The sequence below is a fragment of the Paraburkholderia sp. BR13444 genome (genome assembly GCF_040948755.1).
GTDB classification, from domain to species: Bacteria; Pseudomonadota; Gammaproteobacteria; order Burkholderiales; family Burkholderiaceae; genus Paraburkholderia; species Paraburkholderia youngii.
Window position 1 is genome coordinate 560,747 of record NZ_JBFPKM010000004.1, and the last position, 18,210, is coordinate 578,956.

Here is an 18,210-nt window from a genome sequence, read left to right on the forward strand (position 1 = left end):
GGGCTTCTCACACGCTCACCAAGGGGCCGGGGTTCTTCAGATATTGGCTGCGAATCGCTTTCGCGGACCAGTAGGCGAGAGCGGCGACGAGGCCGGTGGGGTTGTAGCCGATCCCCTGCGGGAACGCGGATGCGCCCATCACGAACACATTGGGCACGTCCCAGCATTGCAGATAGCGGTTGATGACGCTCGTCTTCGGATCGGTGCCCATCACGGCGCCGCCCACGAGGTGAGTGGTCTGGTAGCGGCGCGAGTCGAAGTGCGCGCCGAATTCGCGCGTGTAGACGTTGATGGCCTTCGGACCCATCGCCTCGGCGATCTTCTGCATCTGGCCCGTCACGTACCGCGCCATCTTGATGTCGTTGTCCTTCCAGTCGAAGGTCATGCGCAAGAGCGGCTGACCGTACGAGTCGCGATAGGTCGGATCGAGGTCGAGGTACACGTCGCGGTACGACATATTGGAGCCGTGCGCGTCCATCGAAATGGTGTGCGCATAGTGGTCCTTCACGGCCTTCTTCCACCCGGCGCCCCAGTTCGGCGTGCCCGCGGGTGTGGCGATGCCGCTGATCGGCTTCACGCCCGCCTGGTTCACCCAGAGCGGCGAGCCGCCGACGAAGCCGAGCGGCCCGTGGTCGAAGTTGTCGGCGTTGAAGTCGTCCACGGCCACGCCGTTGCCGCCCGCGCCGATGAACGGATTCGTCCACGTGTCCTTGTCGAAGAAAGCCGTGATGGTCGAGAGGTTCTGGTATGCGAAGTTGCGGCCCACCACGCCTTCCCCCGAAATCGGGTCATAGGGCTTGCCGATGCCCGAGAGCAGCAGGAGGTGCACGTTGTGATACTGGAACGCGGCGACGATCACGAGATCGGCAGGCTGGAACACTTCCTGGCCCGCGGGATCGACGTAAGTGACGCCCGTGGCGCGTTCTTTCGTGTCGTCGAGCTCGACGCGCAGCACGTGGCACTTTGAGCGGAGCTCGAAATGCTTCTCCTGCTTGAGCGCGGGCAGGATGTTGAGGTTCGGCGAGGCCTTTGAGTACATGTAGCACGCGTAGCCGCTGCAGTAGCCACAGAAGTTGCATGGGCCCATCTGCACGCCATAGGGGTTGGTGTAGGGGCCCGAGGTGTTGGCCGAGGGCAGCCGGTAGGGATGCAGGCCGAGCGCTTTCGCTGCGTCGTAAAAGCGCTGCGCGGAATACGTGTTCAATTGCGCGGGCAACGGAAAGTTGTCGCTGCGCGCCGCCTCGAACACATTGCCGTCGCCGACCACGTTGCCCTGCACCCTGTAGGCCTGGCCCGAGGTGCCGAACACCTTCTCGGCGAAGTCGAAGTGCGGTTCCAGTTCGTCGTAGCTCACGCCGTAGTCCTGGATCGTCATGCCTGCGGGGATAAACTTCTTGCCGTAGCGCTCCTCATAGTGGCTCTTCATGCGCAGCTCTTCCGGCGTGATGCGGAAATGCACGCCTGACCAGTGCAGGCCCGCGCCGCCCACGCCTTCGCCGGGCAGGAACGCCGCAAGCTGGCGGTAGGGCAGCGCCGTGTCGTTCACGCCGTGGCGGATCGAGACCGTCGTCTTTGAAAGATCCAGGAAGAGCTTCTTGCGGACGTTGTGCGTGAGCTCGTCGATTGTGTTGGGGTATGCGCCGTCCGGGTAGGTGTCGCGGTACTCGCCGCGCTCCAGCGCCACCACCTTCAGGCCCGCTTCGGTCAGTTCCTTTGCGAGGATCGCGCCGGTCCAGCCGAAGCCGACCACCACGGCGTCGACATGCGGTTTCTTCTGGGTCATTTACGCACGCTCCCCGTTGATCGAAACCGGGCCGTACGGATACGGCTTGCCGTTCTGGTTCACGAAATCCATGAAGTCGGCGCGCGCGCCGGGGAAGCCGATCATCTTCCACGCGGCCATGTCGCGGTTGCCGCCGTGGATCGGGTCGCAGAAGTAGCCTTCGCGCGTGTTCTGCAGCAACTGGCCGAAGAACACGGAGGCGGGCACGCCGTCCAGGTCGACCTTGCCCGCTTCGAGCGCCGTGAGCACGCTGTCGCGCGTATTGGCGTCGAGCGCGTCGAAGTCCTTGCCGTAGGCCTTCGAGCAGTACACGTTCACGGCCTTGATGCCGAGCCGGTAGATGTCGCGCGGCACGAGCTTCAACTGATAGCCGAGTTCGGGCACGCCTTGCGGGAATGGCCCCTGCATGTACCAGAGCGCGCCGTGCGCGTAAGGCGTATCCATCTGCCGGTCGATGAATTCGGGCACGCCTGCTTCGAGCGCGCCAGGGCCTTCGGAATCCGCGGGAATCATGCGGTCCACGGCCGCTTGCAGGAACGCCCACTCACGGGCGTCGAAAAAGCGGGGCTTGTAGTCTCCGTGGACTTGATGCGCCACGCCCGCGGACTCGGAAGGCTGGCCGCCTTGCTGCGCAGTACCGGGGGAAGCTCGCGAGCCGCGTTCGCAGCCGGCAAGTGCTCCTGCAGGAACGAGTACTGCCGCCGTGCGCAGGAAGCCGCGGCGTGACGTGAGAGGAGAGTCTGACATGGTTGAAATCCGTATCAAAACTGCGCGGCCTGTTTCGACTGAGGCGGCAAGCGGAGACTGGCTCATATGAACTCCGTGAAATGCTCAACGTGTGGCGCTGCATCGTGCGCGTGGATGCATGTTGCGTTCGCTGCCGCATACGTCCTCACACCTGGAACGAGTATTAACGACAGGCGCCTGCGTTGCCTGAGACGCTCGGAGGTGTTCAATTCGTAAACTCTTCTGTTCTTTTCCTCACTCATTTAGGATGTCTTAGACAAAAGGATAATCGGAGATTTCAAGACATACCATTCTCCGATGGTGTGTAAACGCTCGATGTTCAAGTTCACCAATTGGTGAAGCAGACCACCGATTGCTCCGGTAATCAGGAAGCGATAGCAACGAGGGTTAGATCGCGGTCACAATCAGCGGTGCGCCGATGAGCACGACCTCGAACCCAATCCGAATGTCCGGAAGCAACAGAGACGATACCCATTGCGGCACCAGGTTGCCCACGAATCTCGGTGGTATGTGCATGACGAGCTGGCCGAGGAGATCCAGGCCACCAAGCGGGGAGACACTCAACGCCGCCGCGTCAATGGCTTTAAAGAAAATTAGTCTCTCGGGTTGAGCAGGTCAGCCGCTTTCCTGAAATCCACAAGAAGGCTTTCCGCCTACGAGCCAATCTAGAGTAGGCCACGCGAAGACGCAAATACACTTTGGGTTAGATATGACATGACGCTACTTCCCATCGACACATAGATGCAGGTAAGCCATTGTGCAGTGGACCGCCACACCGCTTGCATCCTAGAGTTGCTGTCATGTCGCGCTGTTCACTCACAGCATCGAACACATGATTCGCCGTTCCAGGGTGAATTGGATGAAGTGTCTCGAACATGTGGATACGCGAATGATTGAAACGGGCTCGATTTCAGGAGTAGCAAATGATGACGAGAGAGTGCTCTGAAGTAGAAGTGGCGCGTGTCCAGATCGAAGTTCTTGAACAGTTTGAAAATACTCTCATCATCCGGTGGGTGGAGCCAGGGCGATGCCACTATGGCGAGCAGCGCTGGCGTCGTCGTTTTGCGAGGGCCCCCGGTGTGTGCGTTGTGTCGCAACGTGCAATCCGCCGCGGTGATGCCGTGTTTAGTCCCGCCGAACGCCCTGCTCGGGCGAACGCGTCTGCGATGATATCTGTGGAGGCGTTTGGGCTATTCGACTTGGCATCCCGAGAATATCAGTGGACGCGCGACCTCCGGCGAATGACTCACCGGCCGTAGCGAGAAGGCTACATTGGCGCTCTGATTTTGTCCGACGTGAACTTGGGCTATACCATAGTGCAATTGAAACGCGTACCGGCTAACGGTTAATCTTCGTTTTGAAAATGAACGATCAGGAGAGTCAAGAGATGATTAGCAGTGAGGCAGCGCGCAGTGTCGGCTGTAGGCGAGCGTTATCTGCGCCAGCGCCAGGAGATCCTCTCAAGCCTCGAATAGGCGAAAGCCGAAGAGCGAACGGCCTTGTGAAAAGGTACGGACGTTCTTGATCTTCTGCATGAAGAGATGCCCTTGATTTGGTCTGGTGTTCCCTTCCTCAGCGCGCAGATACAAAAACGCAGCGTGTCCTATCCAGCCACGTCCGACAAAGCGCCGCGTGAGCGGATCTCGCGGCGCAACCGCGATCGTGCGCCGATGGGACTACTGAATAAATGAACCGGTCTTCCAAAGGTAGGTATCCGTGAAAGTCTCTCATTTCATTCGATGCGCAGCCATCGGAACAACCATCGTATCGAGGGTAATACACGCACACGAGATCGGTGCAAACTTCGATTGCCGAGCTGGTCCGCATACATTCATTGAACAGTTGGTCGAAGGAAAGGAGATCGATCCGCTACCGATGAGAGTGTCGGACAATGCGGTCAACGTCTATCGGGTGAGACCGAATCAGAACTTCACCGCTTTTGGATTCAGGGTGCGGGCTGTTTTTGGCTACGCCCATAACGACGACATGTTCATTCAGAGGCGAGGCGGAGCTGACGTGCCCCACCAGGTCTATGGGGTCGTCGTGATGGCCGGGAAAGATGTGGTCAACAATCGCATCAGTGAAGCTGGAAGCCCGGCGACAGTGAGAGAGGTCATGCCGCTTGTCATGTCGGCCGTCGTTTGTGAGAAATAGCTTGACTTCGACGGCACTCGAAGGCCAACTCTGTTCTCCGCTTTTCCAGTTCATGTCCGCTGCGTATGAGATCGAGTTTCGTGCTGGCCTGCATGCCGTGCCGCGTCGTGCGCAGTAGTCACTGGCGCTGCTGAGCGCCTCTCGATAGGCTCCAGCCCACGACAGCCGAGCGCGTCGCGTACTGGCAGAGACGGCAAATACATTCGGCTTGTCCGTAGAGATGACATCTGCTGTAGTGGTGCAGGCAGCCATGCGCAGCCTAAATTCATTCCTGTGCACGTGGCTCCTGGCTAGCCGTCAGTGGCGGTCGATCTTGCAACCATTCGCTGCGCCCCATCTGTGCGATGATTTCGCAAAACCGCGGATAGCGATACAAGCGGGACGCCATGGGAAAGTATCTGGATAATTGCAGGTAATTGGGGTCGCGGATTTCGTAGGCTTCGCGGGCGTAGCGAATCGCCTCATCCTCCCTCGCCACCGCGCAAGCCGCGATAGAGAGTACCGTCGGCGTAACATATTCACGACGCACTCGGGCCTGCATTTCGCCGTAAACCGCGTCGGCCTCAGTGGCTTTGCCCCATTCTGCGAGGGCCACGACAAGCCAGGCCATAGGCCAAGGGTGCCGGCCGGACATCGCCAATGTCGCTTCTCCCGCCGCGACGGACGCTTCGAACTGACCGTTCACCAGCAGTGCCGCCTGCAGCACTCCATTAGCAAGCCAGCTCTCGGGATCGAGTTGGACGGCGCGCCGGCTGACCTCCATACCTTCCCCGGTCTTGCCTGCGACAATACAAGTCAGAGCGTATATGGCGTGCGCGTAGGCCGATAGCGGGTCCGCTGTCAGTGCTAACCTCGCTTGCTCCATTCCCTCCGCCAGCCGCCCTTCCGAGTACTGGAGATAAAGAATTCCGTACCAGCAGAGTGCCGGGATGTACTTCGGATTCAGCTGTAGTGCGCAAAGAAACTCACGCTCGGCTTCCGCCGTGTTCCAGGCCCCGATCAGGGCGGCGAGAGCCAGGGCGCAGTGTGCTTCGGCAAGCGATGAATCCAGTGCCACTGCGTGTCGAGCGGCCTCTATGCCCTTTGGCATGAAAGACCGAGGATCTACAAACCCGTACCAGCAAAGGGTCGTGTAGCTATCGGCAAGACCGGCCCACGCCAATGCATAGTCTGGATCGAGATCCACTGCTCGCTGGCAACAGGCGAGGGCACGGGTAATAGCGGGCCCCCTTTTGTAGAGCAGAGCGTGACCCTTCAGGTAGGACTCGTAGGCCTCGAGATTCGGGGTTCGAGGGCTAACCAGGTTCTTCGTACCCCACGGGAACGAGATCTTCAACCGCTGCACGATCGCTTGCGCAATCTCCTCCTGAATTGCGAACACATCTTTTAGCTCACGGTCATAGTGCTCCGACCAGAGATGATATCCGTCTACCGCAGACACGAGTTGTGCCGTGATCCGCAGCCGATTATCCGCTCTGCGCACGCTCCCCTCGAGAACGGTGCGCACGTTCAGTTGCTCGCCAACAATGCGCAGGTCGATGTGCTTACCCTTGAACGAGAAGGCCGAGCTTCGTGCCACGACGTGAAGCTCCTGGATCTGGGCTAACGCGTCGATGATTTCTTCAGTGATTCCGTCGGCGAAGTATTCGTGCTCCGGATCTGCGCTCATGTTGACGAACGGCAGTACCGCGATGGAATCGTTTATCACACTCTCGGTGGGGGCTGGCGTGGCGCTGCCTGCGGTTACGGGTGCGACCAGCCGGTAGCCTCGTTTCGAAATGGTCTCGATGACGCGTGGATCGCGGGCATCGTCGTCAAAGGCGCGACGCAACTCGGCGATGCAGCGCTTCAATACATCCTCGGTCACCACGGTCCTGGGCCAGACGGCTTGAAAAAGCTGCTCTTTGGAAACCGTGTCGCCTGGGTGCTGGGCCAGGCACACCAGGACTTCCATTACTTTGGGCTCGAGGCGAGTGGTCCTGCCCAGGGAAGAGATGCTGTTGAGGCTCGGGGTCACCACCCAGTTCCCCACTCGGAGGTCGTCCATCGGGTCTCTCCTCCAGCCGGTCGGTTGTCAGAATTATAGCTTTGCTGAATACCGTTCGCACGGGCATTCGCGGACGCAGAGGAGCTGTAGGGCGATCTCGCCGTGGAGCGCGTCTGTCGCGGTTGTTGCAATGCAATTCACGCTGGTCGATTAGACCGGCGCACACACCCTAAAGCGGTGTTTGAATGCGTGCTTGCAAGGCGCCTGGATCTCCCCGTGCGCATCTCCCGATGCGCTGATGCGCGGCTACGGAGACGCGCTTGCATAGCTCCCTGGCGAGCTGGGCACTGATCTTCAGGTTGTCGCAGAGGAATCTGCGCCCCTGTTGCAGCGCGACGCGTCTGAAAGTCATCGGTTGCCAGCAGCCGGATCCGGATGCGAGGCAGCCTTGGCATCCCGGATTTCGGCGAGCAATACGCCGGCATAGAGCGCCTCGGTTGCCGCCAGCGGGCTGGTCGGGGTGCGGCGAGCGGGCATCCCTCGAGCGCGTGCTGCGCTTCGAGCAGTTCCCGGAAGAGGTGCGCACGTCAAAGGCTGGCGAATGATTCCATCGAACGATGGTACCGTCCTCACCAAAATTCCACGGCGACATTACCGTCTTCTCACGACTTTCGGGCACATCCACACCAATAATGCTCCCGTCGCAACCATATTTTTGAAGGAGATGGTGTGGACGCGGCGGGATGATCAAGACCGGACTGTTGACCGTAGCCTCATATTTATCGAAAGGATCATGATGAGCATGTACGCAAGAGATTTGCTTGAACTACGCCGAGATGATCCGGCGTCGATTGAACTACGGAAGATGGCGATGAACATCATCGCCGCCGGCACCCGAGATCAACGTGAAGGCTGCTGACATGAACGCTCTCGAACGGTGGCGCTCACGACCGTTGCAGGTCCGTGCCTTGACTCGCTGCGATGAATGCTGCGAGTTGAAGGAGGACGCCAAGAAGCGCGTGAACTATTGCTCGAATATGACGGTCGTCTGTTGTGCAAAGTGTACCGCGGAGATGACTGAATTTCATGAGGCGGAGCGAGTCAGAAAACTGCGATTTCCGATAAATGTCGGAGGCCGGACGAGCGCCGACAGAGCGTCAACTGACGTGATGGAGAGCGAACATGTGCCGGATTGGCTTTCTGATCAGTGAGGGTTTTCAGATCATGGATCTCGCGACCCAGTCGGTGTTCGAGTGGGCAAACATCGTGGCGGATGAACCGTTCTACGCGCTTGAAAACTTTTCCGCAGTAGGCGGAGAAGTGCGTTCGTCACTTGGCCTGACAGTGAGCACACGATCATTGCATGGGCACGTTGACGTGGACACGTGGATCGTTGGCGGGGTCATTGATCCGCTCAGTTCTCCGCCTCCTGACACTATAGTTGCGTTCCTGGGCGAAGCGAACATCAGCTCGAGGCGCATAGGCGCGATCTGCACCGGCGGATTCGTGCTCGCGGAAGCAGGCTTGCTGGCGCAGCGGCGCGCCACGACGCATTGGGCGTACGGGCGCGCAATGCAGGAACGTTTTCCGGATATTCACGTCGAGGAAGACCAGATCTACATTGTCGATGGTCCGATCTGGACGTCCGCGGGCATGACGGCTGGCCTTGACCTGGCACTCGCGATGGTGGAAAAGGATCTGGGTGTGGAAACGGCCCGTGCAGTGGCGCATAGGCTTGTCATGCCTCAGCGGCGGGCGGGCGGCCAGTCGCAGCATTCAGAAATGCTGAACCTCGCACCGAAATCCGATCGGATCCAGAATGCCCTGAACTATGCGCGCCAGAATCTGAGGCGTTCGCTGACGGTAGATGAGTTGGCCGAAATCGCTCACCTGAGTCCGCGCCAGTTCAGCCGTGTGTTTACGCTCGAAACGGGAGCGTCTCCGGCCAAGGCTATTGAAAGACTTCGACTGGAGGTAGCGCGGCTGATGATCGAACAGAGCCGGCATCCGCTTGATGTTATCGCCAGAGAGGCCGGGTTTCGCGACTGCGAGCATATGCGCGACGTTTTCATGCGCGGGGTTGGCATTCCGCCTCAGACGGTCCGACGCGACGCGCGCATGGGAGTCCGAGGTACCTCGCGGATTCAACCGGTCGATGCTACGCGACCGCATCGGATTGCAAGTTCGAATGATTCATCCAGGTGCCTGTGAATGGAGCTTGTTATGACACCCTGCCACGCAGTTGAACGTGAATCGGAATCGTCGGCGCCGCACGACACGCCGATGGTATTTGTCGTCGACGATGACGTTTCGGTGCGTGAGTCACTCGAAGCAATGGTCCGCTCTGCCGGCCTCATTCCTGAGATGTTTGCTTGCGCGCAGGACTTTCTTGGGCGCCCGCGCCCGATGGTCCCGAACTGCCTGGTGCTGGACGTCAGTCTTCCCGAACTCGGCGGCCTCGACCTGCAGAAACTGATTGCAACCGAGCGTACCGACATGCCGATCATCTTCATGACCGGCTACGACGAGGTGCGCACGGCGGTGTGGGCCATGAAAGCCGGGGCGTTTGATATTCTCACCAAGCCCTTTGACGACCATGTCCTGCTCGATGTCATTCGCCAGGCTATCGAGCGCAGCCGTGCGGCAATGCGCGAGGAGGCCGACTTGCTGGCGATCCAGGATCGCTACGCCGCGCTCGGTCAACGCGAGCGCGAAGTGATGGCGTTGGTGGTGACCGGCCTTCTGAACAAGCAGGTGGGGGGCCAATTGGGCATCTGCGAAATCACTGTGAAGATGCACCGCAGGCACGTCATGCGAAAGATGAGCGCCCGCTCGCTCGCCGATCTGATAAGCATGGAGTGGAGACTTCATCCTGAATGCGAGCCACGGGCGGTGCTGCAACGCAGCTTCGTGAGCGATGGGGGGCATTGCGCCGTGGCAGCAAGTCCGTTATTTGAGTAGAGCAGCCAGTTGCATGACCATCTAAAGAGCCTTGTCAGGTGGAGCAGCGCGCAAAATTGTGCTGCGTGGCTCCTGCGTAACCGTCAGCGGTGGTTGGTCGTGCAACCAATCACTGCGCCCCATCTTTGCAATGATTTCGCAAAACGTCGGATACCGATACAACCGATATGACAAAGGAAAATATCGGGAAAAGTAAAATAAATTGGTGTCGCGGATTTCGTACGCTTCGCGGGCATAGCAAATCGCCTCATCTTCCCTCGCCGCCGCGCAAGCCGCGATAGCGAGTGACGTCGGCGTAACATATTCGCGACGCGCTCGGGCCTGCATTTCCGCGTAAACCGCGTCGGCCTCAGTGGCTTTACCCAAACTTGCGAGGGCCACGGCAAGCCAGGCCATGGACCAAGGGTGCCGACCGGACATCGCCAATGCCGATTCTCCCGCCGCGATGGACGCTTCGAACTGACCATTCACCAGCAGTGCCATCTGCAGCACCCAGTTAGCAAGGAAGCTCTCCGGATCGAGTTGGATAGCGCGCCGGCTGACATCCACACCTTCCCCGGTTTTGCCTGCGACAGTACAAGTCAGTGCGTATAAGGCGTGTGCGTAGGCCGATAGCGGGTCCGCTGCCAGTGCTAACCTCGCTTGCTCCATTCCCTCCGCCAGCCGCCCTTCCGAGAACTGGAGATAAGCGCTTCCGTACCATCCGAGTGCAGAGATGTACTTCGGGTTCAGCTGTAGTGCGCAAAGAAACTCACGCTCGGCTTCCGCCGTGTTCCAGGCCCAGAGCAGGGAGGTGAGAGCCAGGACGCAGTGTGCTTCGGCGAGCGATGAATCCAGTGCCACCGCGTGTCGAGCGGCCTCTATGGCCTTTGGCATGAAAGCCTGAGGAGCCGCAAACCCGTAGAAGCAAAGCATCGAGTAGCAATCGGCAAGATCGGCCCACGCCAATGCATAGCCTGGATCGAGATCCACTGCTCGCTGGCAACAGGCGAGGGCGCGGGAAATAGCGGGCCCCCTCTTGTAGAGCAGAGCGTGACCTTTCAGGTAGGACTCGTAGGCCTCGAGATTCGGGGTTCCAGGTTTCACCAGGTTTTTCCTACCCCACGGGAACGTGATCTTCAACCGCTGCACGATCGCCTGGGCAATCTCCTCCTGGATTGCGAACACATCCTTCATCTCACGGTCATAGTGCTCCGACCAGAGATGATATCCGTCTACCGCAGACACGAGCTGTGCCGTGATACGCAGACGATTATCCGCTCTGCGCACACTTCCCTCAAGAACGGTGCGCACGTTAAGTTGCTTGCCAACAATGCGCAGGTCGATGTGTTTACCCTTGAACGAGAAGGCGGAACTTCGTGCCACGACGTGAAGCTCCTGGATCTGGGCTAACGCGTCGATGATTTCTTCAGTGATTCCGTCGGCGAAGTATTCGTGCTCCGGATCTGCGCTCATGTTGACGAACGGCAGCACCGCGATGGAATCGTTTACCACACTCTCGGTGGGGGCTGGCGTGGCGCTGCCTGCGGTTACGGGTGCGACCAGCCGGTAGCCTCGTTTCGAAATGGTCTCGATGACGCGTGGATCGCGGGCATCGTCGTCAAAGGCGCGACGCAACTCGGCGATGCAGCGCTTCAATACATCCTCGGTCACCACGGTCCTGGGCCACACGGCTTGAAAAAGCTGCTCTTTGGAAACCGTGTCTCCTGGGTGCTGGGCCAGGCACACCAGGACTTCCATTACCTTCGGCTCGACGCGAGTGGTCCTGCCCAGAGAAGAGATGCTGTTGAGGCTGGGGGTGACCATCCAGTTCCCCACTCGGAGGTCGTCCATCGGGTCTCTCCAACGGCCGGTCTGTTGTCACGATTATAGCTTTGCTGAATACCGTCCGCACGAGTATCCCCTACGTCGAGGCGCTGTATAGCGAATGTCGACAAACACCGTCAAGACTCCATTGAAATCGTCAAAGGCGAGCCGGATACTACGCGATGTCGAACGCGTTCGGAGTTGCGAGCCGCGTCGCGCGGTACGAGATGATCGTCGTCGGCAAATACCTCAAGTGCGGGATCGACGGCGAGATCCACGCGCATTGGATTCGAGTTACGCCAGCGGGGGCTCCGATCGCCGAAAGCCGTCCTCACCAAAAACCCACCTCGACATCACCGTCTCCTCACGACTTCCGGGCAGCTTCCCACTAACAATGTTTCCATCGGAACGATTTATTCTGAATGGAACACTTAATATTTCTTCGAGCTAGAGGCGTGCGCACCTCTTCGGGGAAGATCCAGAAGCGCAGCACCAGTACGCAGAACGCCGACCCGGCTGTTGGTGCCGACCGAGGCCCGCCACGCCGTCATATTGCGCGCCGAAATTCTGGATGCTTGGGCCGGCTCCCACCCGGTTTGGCTGCGGGAAATCGATGACAGTCAGACGCACCGCGCGCCGTCACGGGCGCAGATTGGAAAAGTTCGCGCTGGTAGCGCGCCTGCAGAGAAGAACCGCGATGGAAAATGAACTTAGTCATACTGTGGATGCGCTTCCAGGCCTGGTATGGACCGCAGTGCCGGACGGCCGCATTGAATTCGTCAATCACCGCTGGTGCGAATATACGGGGCTTTCCGCAGAGCACGCGTGCGGCGAGGGTTGGCATTCGGCATTCCACCCCGAAGACCGGCGCGCGCTGCTTGAAGCTTGGAAAGCCGTCGTTGCTTCTGGCATGCGGGGCGAGGCAGAAGCGCGAATGCGTCGCTTCGACGGCACGTATCGCTGGTTTCTGTGCCGCGTCAGTCCGGTCGTCGACGCTGCAGGCAAGATCGTGAAGTGGTGTGGGATCAATACGGATATCGAGGACCGTAAGCTAGCCGAAGCTTCCCTGCGCGCACACGAAGCGCGCTTTCGGCTAATCGTGGATGGGCTGCCTACGCGTGTGATTCTTTTTACGCCGGAGGGGGAGGTGTTCCACGCCAACCGCCATACGCTCAACTATTCAGGCGCGACGGTTGACGAGCTGAAGCAGTGGACTAGCAGAGATCTTACCCACCCGGATGATCGACACGCGACTATTGCCAGATTTTATGCGTCGATCAAAACCGGCGAGCCATACGATTTTGAGTCGCGCCATCGTCGCTTCGACGGCGTTTATCGATGGTTCCGCGTACAAGGCTTTCCGCTACGGGATGAGGGGGGGCGAATCGCTCTCTGGTACTTCTTGCAGACGGACATCGACGACCGTAAGCGGGCCGAGGCATTGCTTGCGGGCGAGAAGCGCCTGCTCGAAATGGTCGCCATGGGGCTGCCTTTGCACACGGTTCTCGATGACTTATGCCGGCTGGTCGAACAGATCGCGAGCGACTGCTTCTGCAGCATTGCATTGATCGATCCCGGCGAAATGATATTCCAGCGGGTGAATGCGCCAGGCCTCGCCTTGACCTACACCTATCCTTCGAGTGGCAGCCGCATCCACCTGGACATGGGACCCTGCGGATTAGCAGCGTCCCGCAGCGAGCAGATAGTCGTATCAGATATCGCGTCCGAGTCACGCTGGCCACGGGCATGGCGCGACCTGACTCTCGCGCACGGTCTGCGCGCGTGTTGGGCGACGCCGATTCTGTCGCGTACAAACGAAGTGCTGGGAACATTCGCGATATTCCGGTCGGAGCCTGGAATCCCCACTCCGTTTCAAACCGATCTCACAGGACGGCTTACACACCTCGCGAGTATCGCGATCGAGCGTGCACGGAGCGAACTCGCACTGAAGCGAAGCGAGGAGCGTTTCCGTGCGATCGTGGACACGACACCGGAAAGCGTGACGGTCCTCGCAAACGACGGAACAATATTGTGGGTCAATTCGGCTGGACGCCGCGCTTTGGGAGCTGTGCGTGCGGAAGGTCTAATTGGAGCGTGTTACTTCGATTTCGTCGCTCCTGAACATCGCGCGCGGTATGTCGAGTTCAATAGAAACATTTGCTCGGGAAGCGATGGCGTCCTGGAGTTCGACTTAATCTCGCTACACTGCGAGCGCCGGCACCTCGAAACCCATGCCGCGCCGATGCACGACAGCGACGGCGCGATCGTGCAGCTGGGCGTCACACGTGACATCACGGCACGCAAGCAGGCGGAGGAGCAGTTGCGCAAGAGCGCGGCGTTGATGGCCAAAGTGGAGCAGCTCACCTTGAGCGGAAGCTTCAGTTGGCGCCCAGAGACTGGTTCATTCACCTGGTCGGAACAGCTCTATCGGATCTTCGGCTTCGAGCCAAGTGTGAGGATCACGCTGGACACGATCGCCGCGCGAGTCCACCCTGGCGACCTTCATGTACTGCAGGAAATGATCAAGCGGGCGAAAGACGGCCAGCACCTGGAGTTCGAGCACCGCCTGCTGCTGTCCGACGGCTCGGTCAGGTATGTGCGCATACAGGCTCACGCCACGCGTAACGCGCAGGGCCGGCTGGACTACATCGGCGCCGTACATGATGTCACCGAACGCCGCGAGTCCGAAGAAGCGCTCTACGGCCTGCGCGCCGAATTGGCGCACGCAAGCAGGGTCAACAGCCTGGGAGCGCTGACCGCCTCGATTGCGCACGAGATCAACCAGCCGCTGGCCGGCATCATGACCAACGCCAACACAGGCTTGCGCATGCTGAGCGCACAGCCACCGAATGTCGAGGGCGCGCTCGGGACCATGAAGCGCACGATCCGGGACGGACAGCGTGCCTCGGAGATGATGACACGTCTGCGCGCGCTATTCGGGAAGAGGGCGGTAGCGACGGATGCCGTCGATCTCGTCGAAGCCGCGAACGACGTCATCGAACTGCTGCGCGCAGAGCTTCGCAAGAAGCGGATCGTGCTACGACTGGAGACGGCCGACAACCTGCCGCCGGCCACAGGCGACAGGGTCCAGCTCCAGCAGGTGGTGCTGAACCTTCTTCTCAACGCGGTGGAGGCGATGAATAACATCGATGACCGCCCACGGCAGATGCTGGTCAGGATAGAGCGCGACGATGGTGACCACGTGCGACTCGCTGTGACTGATTCCGGCGTGGGCATCGACCCGCAGGATGCGAGCAAGCTCTTCGACGCGTTTTTTACGACCAAGAGGGAAGGGATGGGCATCGGGCTGTCCGTAAGCCGCTGCATAATCGAGCGCCACGGTGGTCGCTTGTGGGCCACCTCGAACGAGCGCTTTGGTGCCACCTTTTCATTCTCGATCCCGTGTCGAGCCGAACCCATGGCGGCCGCGGACGGTTCTGCCGACATGGGCCTGCAGCTGCGCTCGGGCATAGAGCAGATCGTGAGTGACCCGTGATGGTCGAACGCTCGCTTATCGCGGTGGTCGACGACGACGAGTCGGTACGCGAATCTCTACCTGACCTGTTGCGTGAGTTCGGCTTCGCGTCGCGCACCTTTTCTTCGGCGGAGGCGTTCCTGGCCTCCAGCTGTGTTGGCGAGGCGCGCTGCCTGATCCTCGATATGTGCATGCCCGGTATGTCCGGCTGTGATCTGCAGCGCGAACTGCAGCAGCGCCAACAAACCGTTCCGATCATCTTCATCACGGCGCATGGCGACGAAGCCCTCCGCTCACGCGTGTTAGAAAAGGGCGCCGTTGAATGTCTCTTCAAGCCATTCAGCGATACCGCTCTACTCGGGGCGATCCGGGCCGCGCTCTACGCCAAATGATTCATCCAGGTGCCTAAGAATGGAGTTCTCAATGACACCAGCATATGTAGTCGAACGTGAATCGGAACTCTCGCTGGCGCAAGCCATGCCGGTCGTCTTCGTCGTCGACGACGATGTCTCGGTACGTGAGGCGCTCGAAGCCATGATCCACTTTGCTGGTCTTAGGGCGGAGACGTACGCGTGCGCACGGGACTTTCTCGAACGTCCACGCGTCAGGGTCCCGAGTTGTCTGGTGTTGGACGTCATGCTTCCCGATCTCAGTGGCCTCGACCTTCAGAATCTCATTGCCGCCGAGCGTACCGACACACCGATCATCTTCATCACCGGCTACGGCGACGTGCCGATGACGGTGCAGGCCATGAAAGCCGGAGCGCTTGAATTTTTCACCAAACCCTTTGACGACCAGGTCATGCTCGATGCTATTCGGCACGCCATCGGGCGCAGCCGCGTGGCATTGAGCGAGGAAGCCGAGATGCAGTCGATCCGGGATCGCCACGCCTCACTCAGTGGGCGCGAGCGCGAGGTCATGGCGTTGGTCGTGACCGGGCTCCTTAACAAGCAGGTGGGAGCCGAGATGGGCATCGCCGAGATCACTGTCAAGATGCACCGCAGGCAGGTCATGCGAAAGATGAACGCACGGACGCTCGCCGAACTGATCAACATGGCGCGAAGACTTCATCATGACCGCGCGCCCAACGCCGCGCTGCAAAAAGTCGCGTAAAGCGGTGGGCAAATCGCCGGAAGACTACGCGAGCGACCTGACCATGCGCCGGGAAGCCGTGTGCGCGCCAGCTCCCGCTTCTCCCGATCGGCTAGCGACGAATCGAGCATCGATCCGGGGGTGTTGAGCACCGATGCTGCGCCGCGTTCGTATGAGCGATTGCACGTAAGCGCCTTGCGTCTGACCCACAAAGGGTCGGCGCTGGCCGCCTGGCGCTCTGATTTGGCCGATACAATCCGGCTCACAAGCTCATGTTTGCTCGTTGGTGGTGCGTTTTCTTACGCTCAAGTGAACGCCAACGCTGTCTCCCGCCAACGACGCGATGGCGAATGATGCAACGCACGCTGCTTTGGCAATGCACTCAATTGTCGAGAAGATTGCAATCGCGACGTAGCGCGTGTACTCAAGGGGTAGCGCTGGTGCCAAGGCGAATACGCCCACGCCACAGATGAACGTAAAGAACTGACGGGCAAAGCGCAGGTTGGCTACGGCAGCCGTGCCAGTGAGGCCGAGCAGTACCTTCGACGCCACCAAGGCAAGCAGCGCGGTTGGATCAAGCGCGCCACCAAGCTCCAAAGGTGTCTCAATCACTGCCCAGACGCATACCGCGATGACAGATGCGCTGAAAAGCCGGTCCCATTTTTTCGCTAACTCGACGGGTTCTTTGGGAATACGTTCGGATAAGACGTCCTTGTAGTCCATCGGGTCGATCATGTCGGCTGCTTTCTTGGGATGCACGAGAAATCCTCCTCTGAGCGGGACACGTGTCCTCATGGCGCACCCGCCATGAAGAAAAGTCACGTTCAACGCACTAAGCGGGCGTTGCGGTTAAAGGTTGATAGTTCTGCTGCCACGACTCTAGCGGCACTGCACGGTGCATATACATATCGCGTGCATTTACGAGGAATCTTTCGCCGACTAGGGGGTGTCATGCGTGGGCGTGCGGCAGACCTGCGTTTGAAGCGTTGGCCTCTGAACGAATTTAGGCCATGCCCAATGTGGCCGCAATGACACTTTAGGTGAGGAGTGGAAAGAGATTCACTCGCGTCGATGCGGCGATGTTCCTACACCATTGTGCAATTGAGTTGCGCACCGCTTTGCACCTAATCTTCTCTGGAAGGCGACTATCAGGACGACTCGAGGCGTAATCGCGGTGACAAGGCGGCTCGATGATTCGGTAGGACGAGCAGGTACATCGAGGGCTCCATCGAATGAAGTTCCTCTTCCTTCAACCCTTTCCCTGCCGCTTTCAGAGCGGCCATAGAGCAAGGTGCCTGTATGAGAGAAATCTGCCGGAAAGTTCTTCGTCCAACTGCAATAATCGCAGGGCTGTCAAGCCTCGGTGGCTGCAGCTGGGTCCTGTTCAACACGAAGGGCAGTGTCGGCCTTCAGGAGCGCGACCTCATCATCCTGTGCATTGGGTTGATGCTGATCGTGGTCTTGCCGGCCATCGTGCTGACCTTTGTCTTTGCGGGGCAGTACCGGTCGTCGAATCACAACGCCACGTATATGCCCGAGTGGGCGCATTCAACGCGGATCGAAGTTGTGGTGTGGGGTATCCCGATCCTGATCATCGTCACACTGGCAATCATCGTGTGGAAATCGACACACGAGCTGGATCCGTACCGGTCGCTCGACGTGCCCGGCCAGCCCATCAACGTCGAGGTCATCGCAACCGACTGGAAGTGGATCTTCATCTATCCAGAGCTGGGAATCGCCACGATCAATCAACTGGTATTTCCCGCACATCGCGAGGTGACGTTCAGCATCACCTCCAACTCAACAATGGGGACGTTCTTCATTCCCCAGCTCGGCGGCCAGATCTATGCGATGGCAGGCATGCGGACCCAGTTGCACCTCATGGCAAACGAGGAGGGGAAATTTCGTGGCATGTCGGGCAATTTCAATGGACCCGGTTTCTCCGACATGAAGTTCATTGCGACCGCCACCAGCGAGGCTGACTTCCAGCACTGGGTGAAGCAGGTCCAGACGTCGCCTAACAGGCTCGATTTCAACACCTTCCAGAAAGTGGCAAGGCCCAGCCAGGGTACTGCGATCGTGCAATTCTCGCAGGTTCAGCCGGGCCTTTTTAAGGCGGTGATCGACCAATACGTTGGCCCGGGAGAAGACGCCGCGGCGCATGCTGCTCTCGAGCTCAGCGCTTCGTCGAAAAGAGAGGAGTAA

General features: G+C 59.3%; 14 protein-coding genes. 9 read left to right on the forward strand and 5 right to left on the reverse strand.

Annotated features, from left to right (window positions below; all coding sequences use genetic code 11):
- Positions 1-7: 7 nt before the first annotated feature.
- Positions 8-1,783, reverse strand: a complete 1,776-nt coding sequence (locus tag AB3X95_RS15180; RefSeq protein WP_368621738.1) for a GMC family oxidoreductase — start codon at positions 1,781-1,783, stop codon at positions 8-10.
- A complete protein-coding gene (locus AB3X95_RS15185; protein ID WP_176120443.1) occupies positions 1,784-2,539 on the reverse strand; it encodes a gluconate 2-dehydrogenase subunit 3 family protein in 756 nt (251 codons plus the stop codon).
- Positions 2,540-3,453: 914 nt separating this feature from the next.
- Between AB3X95_RS15185 and AB3X95_RS15190 the strand changes: the two genes are divergently transcribed.
- Together AB3X95_RS15190 and AB3X95_RS15195 are read left to right on the forward strand one after the other, a co-directional pair.
- Complete coding sequence (locus tag AB3X95_RS15190; protein WP_176120353.1) at positions 3,454-3,789, forward strand: DUF3331 domain-containing protein; 336 nt, start codon at positions 3,454-3,456, stop codon at positions 3,787-3,789.
- Positions 3,790-4,246: 457 nt separating this feature from the next.
- Positions 4,247-4,684, forward strand: a complete 438-nt coding sequence (locus tag AB3X95_RS15195) for a hypothetical protein (RefSeq protein WP_309235089.1) — start codon at positions 4,247-4,249, stop codon at positions 4,682-4,684.
- A 265-nt stretch (positions 4,685-4,949) separates the two neighbouring features.
- Here the strand turns inward: AB3X95_RS15195 and AB3X95_RS15200 are convergent, their stop codons facing one another.
- Positions 4,950-6,731 carry a winged helix-turn-helix domain-containing tetratricopeptide repeat protein gene (locus AB3X95_RS15200; RefSeq protein ID WP_368621739.1) on the reverse strand — a complete coding sequence of 594 codons (1,782 nt, stop codon included), beginning with the start codon at positions 6,729-6,731 and terminating at the stop codon, positions 4,950-4,952.
- A 541-nt stretch (positions 6,732-7,272) separates the two neighbouring features.
- Between AB3X95_RS15200 and AB3X95_RS15205 the strand changes: the two genes are divergently transcribed.
- The 3 genes from AB3X95_RS15205 (at position 7,273) to AB3X95_RS15215 (ending at position 9,632) form a co-directional block, all read left to right on the forward strand.
- Positions 7,273-7,590 carry a hypothetical protein gene (locus AB3X95_RS15205; protein WP_176120355.1) on the forward strand — a complete coding sequence of 106 codons (318 nt, stop codon included), beginning with the start codon at positions 7,273-7,275 and terminating at the stop codon, positions 7,588-7,590.
- A gap of 263 nt (positions 7,591-7,853) precedes the next feature.
- A complete protein-coding gene (locus AB3X95_RS15210; RefSeq protein ID WP_368621740.1) occupies positions 7,854-8,882 on the forward strand; it encodes a GlxA family transcriptional regulator in 1,029 nt (342 codons plus the stop codon).
- Positions 8,883-9,632 carry a response regulator transcription factor gene (locus AB3X95_RS15215; RefSeq protein ID WP_368621741.1) on the forward strand — a complete coding sequence of 250 codons (750 nt, stop codon included), beginning with the start codon at positions 8,883-8,885 and terminating at the stop codon, positions 9,630-9,632.
- A 21-nt stretch (positions 9,633-9,653) separates the two neighbouring features.
- Here AB3X95_RS15215 and AB3X95_RS15220 read toward each other — a convergent pair whose 3' ends face one another.
- The gene (locus tag AB3X95_RS15220; RefSeq protein ID WP_368621742.1) at positions 9,654-11,465 is read right to left on the reverse strand and encodes a winged helix-turn-helix domain-containing tetratricopeptide repeat protein; all 1,812 of its coding nucleotides are present in this window, start codon (positions 11,463-11,465) and stop codon (positions 9,654-9,656) included.
- Positions 11,466-12,135: 670 nt separating this feature from the next.
- On the opposite strand from AB3X95_RS15220, the gene AB3X95_RS15225 reads away from it, so the two are divergent.
- From AB3X95_RS15225 to AB3X95_RS15235, 3 genes are read left to right on the forward strand one after another with little or no spacing between them, the layout of a single operon-like run.
- Entirely contained in the window at positions 12,136-14,934 is a 2,799-nt protein-coding gene (locus tag AB3X95_RS15225; protein ID WP_368621743.1) for a PAS domain S-box protein, read from the forward strand.
- Entirely contained in the window at positions 14,934-15,305 is a 372-nt protein-coding gene (locus AB3X95_RS15230) for a response regulator (RefSeq protein ID WP_368621826.1), read from the forward strand. The genes AB3X95_RS15225 and AB3X95_RS15230 overlap by 1 nt, the downstream gene beginning before the upstream one ends.
- A gap of 31 nt (positions 15,306-15,336) precedes the next feature.
- Positions 15,337-16,026, forward strand: a complete 690-nt coding sequence (locus tag AB3X95_RS15235; RefSeq protein WP_176120360.1) for a response regulator transcription factor — start codon at positions 15,337-15,339, stop codon at positions 16,024-16,026.
- A gap of 249 nt (positions 16,027-16,275) precedes the next feature.
- On the opposite strand, the gene AB3X95_RS15240 is transcribed toward AB3X95_RS15235, so the two are convergent.
- A complete protein-coding gene (locus tag AB3X95_RS15240) occupies positions 16,276-16,764 on the reverse strand; it encodes a hypothetical protein (RefSeq protein WP_309235090.1) in 489 nt (162 codons plus the stop codon).
- 540 nt (positions 16,765-17,304) lie between these two features.
- Between AB3X95_RS15240 and cyoA the strand changes: the two genes are divergently transcribed.
- Positions 17,305-18,210 (forward strand): ubiquinol oxidase subunit II, encoded by a 906-nt coding sequence (gene cyoA / locus AB3X95_RS15245; protein WP_368621744.1) that lies wholly within the window; start codon positions 17,305-17,307, stop codon positions 18,208-18,210.